The organism is Pseudomonas sp. B21-059 (assembly GCF_026016285.1).
In the GTDB taxonomy this organism is placed as follows: Bacteria; Pseudomonadota; Gammaproteobacteria; order Pseudomonadales; family Pseudomonadaceae; genus Aquipseudomonas; species Aquipseudomonas danubii.
This window is the reverse complement of sequence record NZ_CP087201.1, coordinates 6370268-6382609: the sequence shown is the minus strand read 5'-3', so window position 1 is coordinate 6382609 and position 12342 is coordinate 6370268. Positions and strand designations below refer to the sequence as shown.

Annotated in this window: 12 protein-coding genes; 2 read left to right on the top strand and 10 right to left on the bottom strand. The window is 64.2% G+C overall.

From position 1 onward, the window contains the following. Positions 1–32: 32 nt before the first annotated feature. From LOY69_RS28480 to LOY69_RS28460, 5 genes are all read right to left on the bottom strand, one after another. A complete protein-coding gene (locus LOY69_RS28480) occupies positions 33–284 on the bottom strand; it encodes a YfhL family 4Fe-4S dicluster ferredoxin (protein WP_011064042.1) in 252 nt (83 codons plus the stop codon). Positions 285–418: 134 nt separating this feature from the next. Then, complete coding sequence (coaD, locus tag LOY69_RS28475; protein ID WP_003195136.1) at positions 419–898, bottom strand: pantetheine-phosphate adenylyltransferase; 480 nt, start codon at positions 896–898, stop codon at positions 419–421. Positions 899–1013: 115 nt separating this feature from the next. Next, positions 1014–2609 carry a GMC family oxidoreductase gene (locus LOY69_RS28470; RefSeq protein ID WP_123389954.1) on the bottom strand — a complete coding sequence of 532 codons (1596 nt, stop codon included), beginning with the start codon at positions 2607–2609 and terminating at the stop codon, positions 1014–1016. 175 nt (positions 2610–2784) lie between these two features. Further along, positions 2785–3330 carry a twin-arginine translocation pathway signal protein gene (locus tag LOY69_RS28465; RefSeq protein ID WP_102862100.1) on the bottom strand — a complete coding sequence of 182 codons (546 nt, stop codon included), beginning with the start codon at positions 3328–3330 and terminating at the stop codon, positions 2785–2787. A 27-nt stretch (positions 3331–3357) separates the two neighbouring features. Further along, the gene (locus tag LOY69_RS28460; RefSeq protein ID WP_102862099.1) at positions 3358–4788 is read right to left on the bottom strand and encodes a coniferyl aldehyde dehydrogenase; all 1431 of its coding nucleotides are present in this window, start codon (positions 4786–4788) and stop codon (positions 3358–3360) included. 145 nt (positions 4789–4933) lie between these two features. On the opposite strand from LOY69_RS28460, the gene LOY69_RS28455 reads away from it, so the two are divergent. Both LOY69_RS28455 and LOY69_RS28450 read left to right on the top strand, forming a co-directional pair. Then, positions 4934–5605, top strand: a complete 672-nt coding sequence (locus LOY69_RS28455; RefSeq protein ID WP_102881181.1) for a TetR/AcrR family transcriptional regulator — start codon at positions 4934–4936, stop codon at positions 5603–5605. A 33-nt stretch (positions 5606–5638) separates the two neighbouring features. Continuing rightward, the gene (locus LOY69_RS28450; RefSeq protein ID WP_110652433.1) at positions 5639–6493 is read left to right on the top strand and encodes a sulfurtransferase; all 855 of its coding nucleotides are present in this window, start codon (positions 5639–5641) and stop codon (positions 6491–6493) included. Positions 6494–6645: 152 nt separating this feature from the next. Here the strand turns inward: LOY69_RS28450 and LOY69_RS28445 are convergent, their stop codons facing one another. The 5 genes from LOY69_RS28445 to LOY69_RS28425 form a co-directional block, all read right to left on the bottom strand. Further along, positions 6646–7476 carry an AraC family transcriptional regulator gene (locus tag LOY69_RS28445; RefSeq protein ID WP_110594322.1) on the bottom strand — a complete coding sequence of 277 codons (831 nt, stop codon included), beginning with the start codon at positions 7474–7476 and terminating at the stop codon, positions 6646–6648. Beyond that, positions 7469–8470: a hydrolase gene (locus LOY69_RS28440; protein WP_102862095.1), complete on the bottom strand. Its 1002-nt coding sequence runs from the start codon at positions 8468–8470 to the stop codon at positions 7469–7471. The genes LOY69_RS28445 and LOY69_RS28440 overlap by 8 nt, the downstream gene beginning before the upstream one ends. A 74-nt stretch (positions 8471–8544) precedes the next feature. Next, on the bottom strand, positions 8545–9165 hold the full coding sequence (gene rsmD / locus LOY69_RS28435; RefSeq protein ID WP_265073894.1) for a 16S rRNA (guanine(966)-N(2))-methyltransferase RsmD: 621 nt from the start codon (positions 9163–9165) through the stop codon (positions 8545–8547). Beyond that, on the bottom strand, positions 9165–10655 hold the full coding sequence (locus LOY69_RS28430; protein ID WP_253084039.1) for a M16 family metallopeptidase: 1491 nt from the start codon (positions 10653–10655) through the stop codon (positions 9165–9167). Before LOY69_RS28430 ends, rsmD begins: the two co-directional genes overlap by 1 nt. Beyond that, a complete protein-coding gene (locus LOY69_RS28425; RefSeq protein WP_102862092.1) occupies positions 10648–12003 on the bottom strand; it encodes a M16 family metallopeptidase in 1356 nt (451 codons plus the stop codon). The genes LOY69_RS28430 and LOY69_RS28425 overlap by 8 nt, the downstream gene beginning before the upstream one ends. Between the last annotated feature and the right edge of the window lie 339 nt (positions 12004–12342).

Here is a 12342-nt window from a genome sequence, read left to right as displayed (position 1 = left end):
GGCGAAAATGCCCTGAAGGGCCGCTGAATTCCTCAAGCCTTGCCGGTGATCTTCCGGTACTTGGCCATCAACTCTTCTTCGGTTTCCGGACGCGCCTCATCCAGCGGAATGCAATCCACCGGGCATACCTGTTGGCATTGCGGCTCGTCGTAGTGGCCGACGCACTGGGTGCACAGGTTCGGATCGATGACGTAGATCTCCTCGCCTTGGGAGATGGCCGCGTTGGGGCACTCGGGTTCGCAGACGTCGCAGTTGATGCAATCGTCGGTGATGATCAGGGACATGGGGGACTCCGGCCTGGGCGGCAGGCCCGGGCATGTAAAAACGAATGCGCGCAATTGTGCCGTATTGACGCCCGTAGTGCACGCGGGCGCGATGGCTGACGCCTGGCAAGGGCCCCTCTGCGGGGCCGCACGGCTTATTTCTTGAAGCGCAGGGTCAGTGCATCGGCGACGGCCGGATGGACGAACTTGGTGATATCGCCACCCAGGGCAGCAATTTCACGAACCAGCGTCGAGGAAATGAACGAGTAGCGCTCCGACGGCGTCAGGAACAGGCTTTCCACGTCCGGCGCCAGTTGGCGGTTCATGTTGGCCAGCTGGAACTCGTATTCAAAGTCCGAAACCGCTCGCAGGCCCCGCAGAAAGACATTGGCGTTCTGCTCCTTGGCAAAGTGCGCCAGCAGGGTCGAGAAGCCGACGACTTCAACGTTGGGCAGGTGCTTGGTCACCTCTTGCGCCAGTTCCACGCGTTGTTCCAGGGGGAACAGCGGGTTTTTCTTGGGGCTGGCGGCAACGGCGATGATCACGTGGTCGAACAGCCGGGAGGCGCGCTCGACCAGATCGCCGTGGCCCTTGGTAATAGGGTCGAAGGTACCTGGGTACAACACTCGGTTCATCGCGTCGTCCTGGCGGGAATCCGTTGGGGAGTCGGATGGTATCGCAGCCTTCCCGGTCGGCCAAGTCGCCTTTTAGGGAAGAAAGCACTATAGACGACGAAAATACCCCGCTTTTTCACGCCGTTTTCAAGCGCTCCGCCAGGGCCGTGGCCAGTTGCGCCGTCAGGCCGTAGACCGACAGCTGTGGGTTGGCACCGATGCTGGTGGGAAACAGCGAGCCGTCGTGGATCGACAGATTGCGCAATTGATGGTGACGCCCGAGGCTGTCGGCCACGGCGCTTTTCGGGTCTTCGCCCATGGCGCAGCCACCCATCACGTGGGCGCTGCCCAGGCGGGTGCGGTACAGCGCCAGGTCCAGGCCGTCGATCTGGGTGCGGACTTCATTCAGGGTCTTGGCGAAGCGGGCGTCGCTGTGCAGCGGCTTGACTGCCTTGGCGCCGCCGGCGAACTGGATCTCCGCCATGCTGTGGAAGGCCCGGCGCAGACCGTCCCAGGCGTAGGGCGAGACCTGATAGTCGAGCACCGGGGTGCCGTCACCGCGCAGCTCGACGTTGCCACCGGTGCTATCGGGGTGGAAGCCGTCCCGCAGCAGGGCCAGCATGGCGTGGGTGTGGGGCAGTTGCTCCATGGACAACCCGCTCTGCGGCCCGAAACCGCCTAGCAGGGTACTGGCCAGGGCCGGTTGCAGGGGCGGTACTTCGAGTTTGTAGGACATCTTGCCGGTGGTGCCGTCCTGCCACTGGAAATGGTCGGAGTAGATCGATTGCGGCGCGCCGTAGAACGGGTTGATCACCTCGTCGAACTGGCCGGCGGAGAAGTTCACCAGGTGCAGGAAGGTGCGTTTGCCCAGGCGCGAATGCGGGTCCGGGGCATCGGAGCGCAGCAGCAGGGCGGGGCTGTTGATGCCGCCACCGGCCAGCACGTAATGCTTGGCCTTGACGGTGATGGTTCGTCCCGTGGGCGCCACGCAACGGGCATCCATGGCCACACATTGCAGGCTACTGACCTGGTCACCCTTGAGCAGCAGGCGATCGGCCCGGGCCAGGTACAGCAGCTCGCCGCCTTTCTCCAGGGTTGCCGGAATGGTGGTCACCAGCATCGATTGCTTGGCATTGGTGGGGCAGCCCAGGCCGCAATAGCCCAGGTTCCAGCAACCACGGACGTTGCGCGGAATCACGTGCCAGCTGTAGCCCAGGGCTTCGCAGCCCTTGCGGATCACGTCGTTGTTGGCGTTGGGCGGCATGACCCAGGGCGCCACCCCCAGGCGCTGCTCCATTTTCTCGAACCAGGGCGCCATCTCCGCCGAGCTGTGGCCCACCACCCCGTGTTCCCTGGCCCAGTGTTCCAGGGTCGGGTCGGGAGTGCGGAAGCTCGATGTCCAGTTGATCAGGGTGGTGCCGCCCACGGCGCGGCCCTGGAGGATGGTGATGGCGCCGTCCTTGCTCATGCGCCCGATGCCTTCCTGATAGAGGCTGGTGTAGGCCTGGTCCTCCAGCATCTTGAAGTCGTCGCTGGTCTTGAGCGGGCCCTCCTCGATCAACAGCACCTTGTAGCCGGCGGCGCTGAGGATTTCGGCGGTGGTGCCGCCACCGGCGCCGCTGCCGATGATGGCGACATCGGCTTCCAGGGTCAGGTCCTGCTCCAGCTGCGAGCCGTTGTAGGTTTTCCAGCCACGGTTCAGGCCTTCGCGGAACAGATCAGGTACAGGCATATCGGACGCTCTCTTATTATTGAAGGCTCGGCGCGGATCCACTGTAGCCGCTGCTGAGCCTGCGAAGCTGCGAAAAGGCCCGCAGGGCCTTGCTTGACGATCCCCAGCCGCTGCCCCATCGCCCCACGAACCTAAGCGCTCGCGCGTAGCCTATGGCGGCGGCTACAAAAGCCGGTCAGACCTTCGGTGGCCCGGGATAACCGCAATGGGCCCAGGACTCAGGGCGGGTGTACCAGGCCATCATCACCAGTTGCAGCAACGAGGCATGGCCCATGCGCAGCAGGGCCAGGAAGCTGTTTTCCCAGCGGCTGAGGAAGTTGCGGATGGCCTCGGCGCTGGCGTTTTCCCAACTGCCCCAGATCCCCGTCAGCGGGCCGCGGGTGACCGCCATGCCCAGCACATCGAACAACTGCTGGGTGAGCTTGAACATTTCCGGCGATAGGTGATTGAGGGCGTTGTCCAGGTTGGCCAGGGTGCCGTCGATGGCGGCGGGCATCTTGTCCGCCGCCACGGCGCCTTCAAGCATCACCGGGATCAGCGCCCGCAAAAACGGCAGGTCATTGCTGCGCAGCATGGCGAAGCCGCTGGCGGGCGTGCTGGCGGAGCAACCGCTGAGGCTTGCGCCCAGTCCTGCGGTGGCCAGGAAGGCGCTGGCGCAAAGGCTGATTTTCAGCAATCCGCGCCGTGACAGCGCGGGTGTTTCAGACAGGCTAGGGGTCATTGTTGTTATTACCCGGCGATGTACTGGTTAACGAATGAACAGCTTCTGGATGAGTTTCTGGATCGATTTTCCATAAGGCGGGTAGATCAGGCGCGCCGCGTTGAAGCGCTGCTTGATGAACACTCCCTTGGCCTTGCTGAAGGTCAGGAAGCCTTCATGCCCGTGGTAGTGGCCCATGCCGGAAGGGCCGACACCACCAAACGGCAGGTCATCCTGGGCCACATGCAGCAGGGTGTCGTTGAGGCACACGCCGCCGGAGTGGGTTTCGTTGAGCACCCGCTGCTGTTCGGACTTGTCGTAGCCGAAGTAGTACAGGGCCAGGGGGCGCGGACGCTGGGTGATATAGGCGAGGGCCTGGTCCAGGGTCTTGTAGGGCACGATGGGCAGGATCGGACCGAAGATCTCGTCCTGCATCACGGTCATGTCGTCGGTGACATTCAAGAGCAGGCTATGGCCCAGGCGCCGCTCCTGGCTCTGTTCGAACAGCGGCACCAACAGCGCGCCCTTGCTGGTGGCGTCGCTCAGGTAGCCGTTGAGCCGGGTCAACTGGCGCTGGTTGATGATCGCGGTGTAGTCGGGGTTGTCCGCCAGGGTCGGGAAAAAACCACGCACCACCTGACGATAGGCTTCGACAAAGGCACCGATGCGTTCTTCCGGCACCAGCACGTAGTCCGGGGCGACGCAGGTCTGCCCGGCGTTCAGGGTCTTGCCGAAGGCGATACGTTCGGCGGCGTCCTTGAGGGGCACGGTGTGGGACACGATGGCCGGGGACTTGCCGCCCAGCTCCAGGGTCACCGGGGTCAGGTTTTCGGCCGCTGCGCGCATCACGTGCTTGCCGATGCTGGTGGCGCCGGTGAACAGCAGATGATCGAAACGCAGCTTGGAGAAGGCCATGCCCACTTCGGCTTCGCCCAGCACCACGCACACCAGATCCTCGGGGAATACCCGGGCCAGCAACTGTTTGAGCAACTGGCCGGTGGCCGGGGTGGATTCACTGAGCTTGAGCATCACCCGGTTGCCGGCGGCCAGGGCCCCCACCAACGGGCCCATGCACAGGTACAGCGGGTAGTTCCACGGCACGATGACGCCCACCACCCCCAGCGGCTGATAAACCACCTTGGCCGAGGCTGGCTGGAAGGCCAGGCCGACGGCGCGACGAGACGGCTTCATCCATTTTTTCAGGTGCTTGCTGGCGTAGTGAATGCCATGCAGGCTGGGCATCAGCTCGGCCAGCAGGGTTTCATCGGCGCTGCGGTTGCTGAAGTCCTGGCTGATGGCATCGATCAGTGCCTGGCGTTCGGTGTCGAGCAGGTTCTGCAGTGATTTGAGCCATTGTTGGCGTTGTGCGGCCGGTGGCATGGGATTGGCGGCGAAGGCCCGGCGCTGGGCTTCGAACAGCGCATGCAGCTCGTCCTGTTGCTGAAGGGAATCCTGCAGGTAAGCGATTTCGGCAGACATGGACGGGCTCCGGTTTTTATAGGGTGGCTAGTTTTTTAGAGCTTATGCTCTAAATTGTCAAATACCATCCGGTGCCGGTCGCGATTTATCCACAGGGGGATAGAACGTAAGATGCACCCCAGCCTTCTGATTAAAGCCCACGCCCATGGCCCCACGTATAAAAACCCGCGAGCGCATCGTTCAGTTCAGCCTTGAGCTGTTTAACCAACAGGGCGAGCGCAACGTCAGTACCAACCATATTGCTGCGCACATGGAGATTTCTCCGGGCAACCTGTACTACCACTTCCCCAACAAGCAGGCGATCATCGCCGTGTTGTTCGCCGAGTACGAGAGTCTGGTGGACAGCTTCCTGCGCCCGCCCCCCGGGCGTGCGGTCACCGTTGAAGACAAGCGCTATTACCTGCAGGCGCTGCTGGCGGCCATGTGGCGCTATCGCTTCCTGCACCGCGACCTGGAACACCTGCTGGACAGCGACGCCGAACTGGCGGCTCGCTACCGGCGCTTCTCCCAGCGTTGCCTGATCCAGGGCATGGCCATCTACGGACGTTTCGTCGACGCCGGGATCGTCGCCATGGACAAGGTGCAGATCGAATCCCTGACCCTCAATGCCTGGATCATCCTCACCTCCTGGGTGCGTTTTCTGTGCACCACACGGGAGAACTCCACCCACCTGAGCGAGGAAGCCATCAAGCGCGGCGTCTATCAGGTGCTGGTGCTGGAAGCCGGTTTTGTCACCGAGCAGGCCCGGGAAGCGGTCAACGGCCTGTTCGAAGAGTTTTACGTGCCGCTGGCCCAAGCCCTGGAAGAAGTGCAGTAGGATCAATCTCCGACTTACTCACAGGAGCCCGCTATGCCCCTCGCGCAGTTGATCAGCCCGCTTGCCCTGGACCAGAAAAAACAACAGCCCGGCCTGGTGATTCTGGATTGTCGCTTTGCTCTGGAAGACCCGGATTACGGCCAGCGCAGTTACGCCGACGGACATATCGCCGGGGCGCATTTCGCCGATCTGAACCGGGATCTGAGCGCGCCGGTGGTCAAGGGCGTGACCGGCCGGCATCCGTTGCCGGAGCCGGCGCAACTGGTGGCCCGCCTGCAGGCCTGGGGCATCGATAACGACAGCGAGATCGTGCTCTATGACGACGGCCCCGGTGCCTACGCGGCCCGCGCCTGGTGGTTGCTGGCCTGGCTGGGCAAGCGTGATGGCGTGTTCATTCTCGATGGCGGCCTCAAAGCCTGGCACGCCGCGGGCCTGCCCCTGAGCCTGGATGCACCGCAAACCGTGCCGGGCCGGTTCGCCGGCCAGCCCGACCACAGTCTGCTGCTGGATGCCGAGCACTTGCGCCAGCGCCTGGGTCAGGCGGACCTGACCCTGCTGGATGCCCGTGGCCTGCCGCGTTTTCGTGGCGAGGTGGAGCCCATCGATCCGGTGGCCGGGCATATTCCTGGTGCCCAATGCGCGGCATTCACTGACAACCTGGGCGAGGACGGGCGCTTCCTTGCGGCCGACCGACTCAAGCAGCGATTCGCGCAAAAGCTCGCAGGACGCTCCCCGGAGCAGTTGGTGGCTTACTGCGGCTCTGGCGTCACCGCTTGCCACAACCTGTTCGCCTTGTGCCTGGCCGGCTACCCGCTGGGGCGCCTGTATGCCGGGTCGTGGAGCGAATGGATCACCGATGCCCAGCGGCCTGTCGCCACCGGCGATTGACGGGCTGCATCCGTCGGCCTCATCGCTGGCAAGCCAGCTCCTACGGCCCGCAGGCCCCCGCGAACCTGTAGGAGCGAGCTTGCTCGCGAAAGCGTCGACAGGGACGCGTTGGCGGCAGCAGGCGCGAACCTGCTCGCGAAAGCCGCGCCGCCCTACTGCAGAACGGCGCTGCGATAAGCTGCCGGCGTCACCCCATACACCTGCTTGAACTGCCGGCTCAGATGGCTTTGGTCGGCAAATCCCAACTGTGTCGCCACTGCCAGCGGCAGGCAGCCATCGCGCAACAAGGCCCGGGCTTTGGCGATGCGCTGTTGCATCAACCAGGTATGGGGCGCAATCCCGGTGGTCCGGCGAAACACCCGGGCGAAATGGAACGGCGACAGGTTTACCGCCGCCGCCAACTCTTCCAATGACGGCGGTGCGGCCAGTTGCGAGCGCAGCAGTTCCTTGGCTTGGACAATCGCCCGGTGTTCCTGCCCAGGTTCACCCAGTGCCCGGACTCCGGCGTGGCGCTGCAACAGCATCAGCAGCATTTCCCGCCACTGGGTCTGTTGTTGCAGGGCGGTGGCCGGGCTTTCCAGCAGGTGGTGCAGGCGGGCAAAACCCTGCACCAGATCCGGGTCCCGATACAGGGTGGCGCCAAAGGCCGGCAGGCTGCCGCTGGGCAGTTCCAGTTCATCCAGCAAGCTGAGAATCTGCCGGTTGTCCGGGTAAAAGGCCCGATACAGCCAGCCGTCTTCAACACCCTTGGCCCCGGTGTGCAATTCGTCCGGGTTGATCAGCACCAGGGTGCCGCTGCCCGCCAGGTGTTCGGCCCCGCGGTAGCGGTAGCGCTGAGCGCCAGCCATGATCATGCCGATCACATAACCCTCGTGCACATGGGGCACGAAGCGCTGTTCGATGTAGCGCGCGGCCAGCAACTCGACCCCGGCCAGGGGCGCGGTCTGCCAGAAGCGGATCGACTCCCGGGCGGGCTTATCCATGGCGGTCCAGGCCGGTCAGCCATTGCGGGATGCGTTGTTCCAGGTAGTAGCTCGGGTGTTTCAGGCTGCCTCCGACAAAGCCTACGTGGCCGCCCTTGGCCTGCAGTTCGAACTGGGTACTGGCGGACAGTTCGCCGGCCTCGGGCAGGCTGTGGGGGAACACAAAGGGATCGTCCGCGGCCTGGATGATCAGGGTCGGGGTGCGGATTTCCCCAAGGTAATAGCGGCTGGAAGCGCGGCGGTAGTAGTCCTGGGCATCGGCAAAGCCATGCAGCGGCGCGGTGACCCGGCCATCGAAGTCCCAGAAGGTGCGCATCTTGGTCAGCGGGCCCAGTTGCGCCAGGGTCGCCAGGCCTTCATGGCGGCCGTCGTGCTGGAACTGGCGTTGCTTGTCCTTGATGTAGGCCAGCATCTCGCGCATGAAGTGGGCCTGATAGACCTTGGAGAACCCCTGGCCAATGCGGTCGGCGCATTGGTCCAGGCGAAACGGCACCGACACCGCCGTGGCCCCTTGCAGCGGGCTGGCGCTGCCGCTTTCCCCCAGGTACTTGAGCAGCACATTGCCCCCCAGGGAGTAGCCCACCGCGTACAGCGGTGCCTGGGGGCGCTTGGCCCGCAGATGGGCAATGGCCGAAGCCAGGTCTTCGCTGGCGCCGGAGTGGTAGCTGCGGGGCAGCAGGTTGGGTTCGCCGGAGCAGCCGCGCCAGTTCAGCGCTGCGCTGGCCCAGCCTCGGGCGGCGAGGGCCTGTTGCAGGCCGGCCACATAAGGTGAGTTGGAAGAGCCGGTCAGCCCGTGCAGCACCAGCACCAGCGGGGCCTCGGCGCTATGGGGGCCGTGCCAGTCAAGATCGAGAAAGTCGCCGTCATCCAGCCACAGACGTTCGCGCTGGCGCTCAAGGTGGGTGGTCGGGCGCCACAGCGGACCCCACAGCGTCTGCAGGTGCGGGTTGCCAAGGCCGAAGGCGGGGATGAAACGATCAGGCGAGTTGGGCACGGGGGGAGTCTCGATGCGGCGCTGCACAGCCCGGGTGGGCTGCGCAGCTTGTTCCGGCCGAGCGTAAACAGGTTCTACGCGGCGCTGTCTGCCATACGTTGCCACAAGGAGTAATACACCTGCCCGGATTTTTGCTCACGGTGCAGGCGCCAGCTGCCGGGCAGGCCCAGGGTCGATGGCGCGGTTTCGCTTTCGGTGTAGATCCAGGCGTCGTCCGCCAACCAGCCGCGTTCCTCCAGCAGGGCGCAGGCGGCGGGCAGCAGGTTCTGGTTGAACGGCGGGTCCAGAAACGCCAGGTCGAACGGCGTGGCCGGCTGGGTTTCCAGGTAGCGCAGGGCGTCAGCGGTCTGCGCCTGGCCCACGGTGCAACGCAGCGTTCCCAGGTGCTCGCGCAGGCTGGAGATCGCTACGCTGCTGCTGTCCAGGGCCAGCCCCGAGGCGGCGCCGCGGGACAGGGCTTCAAGGAACACCGCCCCGCTGCCGGCGAACAGGTCGATGACCTTGGCCCCGGCCACATAGGGGGCCAGCCAGTTGAACAGGGTTTCGCGCACCCGGTCCGGGGTCGGGCGCAGCCCCGGCAGATCGGGGAAGCTCAGCTTACGGCTGCGCCACTCGCCGCCGATGATGCGCAGCTGGCCCACGCCATTGTGCTGGTTGTGGACGGGCTTCTTGCTGGGACGGGCTGGACGGGCCATCAGTGCTCCGGAACCCCGAGCGGCTGCTCGGCGGGTTTGTCAGTGGGGGGCGGCAACGGCTTCTGCGCGACGGTGGGGCCGGCGCTGACGATGACCATCTTGTCGACGCCGAGGTGTTTGTTCATGGCGGCCTTGACCTGTTCCACCGTCAGTGCCTGGGATTGACGCATGAAGTCTTCCAGGTAGCTCAACGGCAGGTTGTAGAAGCCCATGGCGCCCAGCTGGCCGACGATATCGGCGTTGCTGGCGGTGGACAGCGGGAAGCTGCCGGCCAGTTCACGCTTGGCGTCATCCAGTTCCTTCTGGGTCGGGCCGTTTTTCAGGTATTCGGCGAACACGTCCTGCACCAGTTTCAGGGTGCCTTCGCTCATTTCTGCGCGGGTCTGCAGGTTGATCATGAACGGGCCGCGGGCCTGCATCGGGGTGAAGCCCGAGTACACGCCGTAGGTCAGGCCGCGTTTCTCGCGCACTTCACTCATCAGCCGGGTGCCGAAGCCGCCACCGCCCAGGATCTGGTTGCCCAGGGACACGGCGGCGTAATCCGGATCGTCACGGTCGATCCCCAGTTGCGCCAGCAACAGGTTGGTCTGGCTCGATGGGAATTCGATGTGGCCGATGCTGGCCTTGGGTTCAGTGGGTTGCTCGACCTTCGCCAGGGCAGGGCCTTTGGGCAGGGCGGCGGAGACTTGCGCGGCAATTGCCTCGGCGTCGCTGCGCGACAGATCGCCGACCAGGGCGATCACCACGTTGCCGGCGGTATAGGCCTTGGCGTGGAAGGCCTGCAGTTGCGCCAGGCTGATGCCCGGAACACTCTTGGCGTTACCCTCGCTGGCATGCGCATAGGGATGGCTGCCGTACAGGCGCTGCATCAGCTCCAGGCTGGCGAGCTTGCCGGGGTTCTGCTTCTGGTACTCGAAGCCGGCGAGCAACTGGTTCTTGATCCGCGCCAGGGAGTCGGCAGGGAAGGTCGGCTTGCCCACCACTTCGGCGAACAGCTCAAGCGCCGGTTCGCGTTTATCCACAGCGCTGAGGCTGCGCAGCGAGACCACGGCCATGTCCTTGTAGGCACCGTTGCCGATATCCGCGCCCAGGCTTTCAAAGCCCTGGGCGATGGCGCCCACGTCCTTGCCGGGCACGCCTTCGTTGAGCATGGCGTTGGTCAGCAGGGCCAGGCCGGAAGTGTTGCCGTCCTGGCTGCTGCCGGCGGCGAAGATCAGGCGCATGTCGAACATCGGCAGCTCGCGGGCTTCGACGAACAGTACCTTGGCGCCCTCGGCGGTGCTCCAGGTCTGCACATTGAGGTTGCGGTGGCTGGGGGCCTTGCCATCCAGCTCGGCCAGAGATTGCAGCTTCTGGCTGCTCTTGGCGTTGTCCAGGGCCTGGCTGGCATTACTTTCGCCGGAGCGCGACAGGTACAGGCCACCGGCGGTGAGCAGGGCGACCAGGGCCAGGCCCAGCAGGACCGGTGAAGCATTCTTGCGCTTACTCATGAGCGGACTCCTCAGGCAGTACATGGGCCACGCTCATACGCTCCCGGGTGAAATAGGTGCGGGCGGCTTTCTGGATGTCTTCCGGGGTCACGCTTTGCAGTTCCGCCAGCTCGGTGTCCATCAGCTTCCAGGACAGGCCGACGGTTTCCAGCTGGCCGATGGCACTGGCCTGGCTGGTGATCGAGTCACGCTCGTAGACCAGCCCGGCAATCACTTGTGCCCGGACCCGCTCCAGCTCTGCGGCCGACGGCGGGGTGGTTTTCAGTTGGTCCAGCAGGCGCCACAGCCCGGCTTCGGCCTGGGCGATGGTTTTCTTCTTCTGGCTGTTGGGGGTGGCCGAGAGCATGAACAGACTGTCGCCTCGGGTGTAGGCGTCATAGCTGGTGGAACCGTTGGACAGCAACTCTTCGCCGCGCTCCAGCTGGGTCGGAATGCGCGCGCTATAGCCGCCGTCCAGCAGGGCCGCGGCCAGGCGCAGGGCGTTGACCGAACGCTTGTCTTCAGCTGTGGCGATGCTTGGCACGTTGAAGGCCAGCATCAGACTCGGCAGTTGGGTCTTCACATGCAGGGTGATCAGGCGCTCGCCGGGTTCGGCCAGCTCCAGGGGGATCTTCGCCGGTGGCACGTCGCGCTTGGGGATGGCGCCGAAATAGCGCTGGGCCAGGGCCTTGACCTCATCCGGGGTGACATCGCCCACCACCACCAGGGTGGCGTTGTTCGGCGCGTACCAGGATTGGTACCAGTGGCGCAGCTCCTCGACCTTCATCCGGTTCAGGTCGGCCATCCAGCCGATGGTCGGGGTGTGGTAACCGCTGGCGGGGTAGGCCATGGCCTTGAAGCGCTCATAGGCCTTGGACAGCGGCTTGTCGTCGGTGCGCAGGCGGCGTTCTTCCTTGATCACCTCGATCTCGCGGGCGAACTCGTCGGCCGGCAGGCGCAGGCTGGCCATGCGATCGGCTTCCAGCTCCAGGGCCACGCCCAGGCGGTCGCGGGCCAGGACCTGGTAGTAAGCGGTGAAGTCGTCGCTGGTGAAGGCGTTCTCTTCGGCGCCAAGATCCCGCAGGATCAGGGACGCTTCACCCGGGCCGACCTTCTCGCTGCCCTTGAACATCATGTGTTCCAGGGCGTGGGACAAACCGGTCTGGCCCGGGGTTTCGTAGCTGGAGCCGACCTTGTACCAGACCTGCGACACCACTACCGGTGCGCGATGGTCTTCGCGGACCACCACTTTGAGGCCGTTGTCGAGGGTGAATTCGTGGGTGGGTTGCGGGTCGGCAGCCAGAGCTGCAAGGGGCAGACAAACTGTGCTGAGCAGCAGGCCTGCAGCGCGGCGGGCTAGAGCATTCATTCGTTTTTAAACCTGTTGGGCTGCCCGCTTGGTCTTAGCCTGTGCGGGCGAGGAGGTGCTAGGATACTGATCCGTTTTACTGGCGGCCACGCCTATCAGGCTTGCACGAATCAGAGTGTGCTTGAGCAGGTTGTATGAGTTACCGGCAAAAAGCCTTGATTTGTCAGCTAAACTTCGACTTTTCGCCGATTTTGCCGTTCCAGTCCTTAAGTAAAATCGATCCTTGAAGTGCTTTTGGGCATTTCGACAACATGTTGCGCGTGAACAAGCTGGATGAAACACAGTCTGTTCTGCATCGAATATTTATTTACCGAAGCGCCCACTGGCGCATCGCTACCT

Excerpts from the sequence above, each read along its gene's own strand:
- LOY69_RS28480 (WP_011064042.1), bottom strand. The coding sequence starts at position 284 with ATGTCCCTGATCATCACCGACGATTGCATCAACTGCGACGTCTGCGAA.
- coaD (WP_003195136.1), bottom strand. The coding sequence starts at position 898 with ATGAACCGAGTGTTGTACCCAGGTACCTTCGACCCTATTACCAAGGGC.
- LOY69_RS28470 (WP_123389954.1), bottom strand. The coding sequence starts at position 2,609 with ATGCCTGTACCTGATCTGTTCCGCGAAGGCCTGAACCGTGGCTGGAAA.
- LOY69_RS28465 (WP_102862100.1), bottom strand. The coding sequence starts at position 3,330 with ATGACCCCTAGCCTGTCTGAAACACCCGCGCTGTCACGGCGCGGATTG.
- LOY69_RS28460 (WP_102862099.1), bottom strand. The coding sequence starts at position 4,788 with ATGTCTGCCGAAATCGCTTACCTGCAGGATTCCCTTCAGCAACAGGAC.
- LOY69_RS28455 (WP_102881181.1), top strand. The coding sequence starts at position 4,934 with ATGGCCCCACGTATAAAAACCCGCGAGCGCATCGTTCAGTTCAGCCTT.
- LOY69_RS28450 (WP_110652433.1), top strand. The coding sequence starts at position 5,639 with ATGCCCCTCGCGCAGTTGATCAGCCCGCTTGCCCTGGACCAGAAAAAA.
- LOY69_RS28445 (WP_110594322.1), bottom strand. The coding sequence starts at position 7,476 with ATGGATAAGCCCGCCCGGGAGTCGATCCGCTTCTGGCAGACCGCGCCC.
- rsmD (WP_265073894.1), bottom strand. The coding sequence starts at position 9,165 with ATGGCCCGTCCAGCCCGTCCCAGCAAGAAGCCCGTCCACAACCAGCAC.
- LOY69_RS28430 (WP_253084039.1), bottom strand. The coding sequence starts at position 10,655 with ATGAGTAAGCGCAAGAATGCTTCACCGGTCCTGCTGGGCCTGGCCCTG.
- LOY69_RS28425 (WP_102862092.1), bottom strand. The coding sequence starts at position 12,003 with ATGAATGCTCTAGCCCGCCGCGCTGCAGGCCTGCTGCTCAGCACAGTT.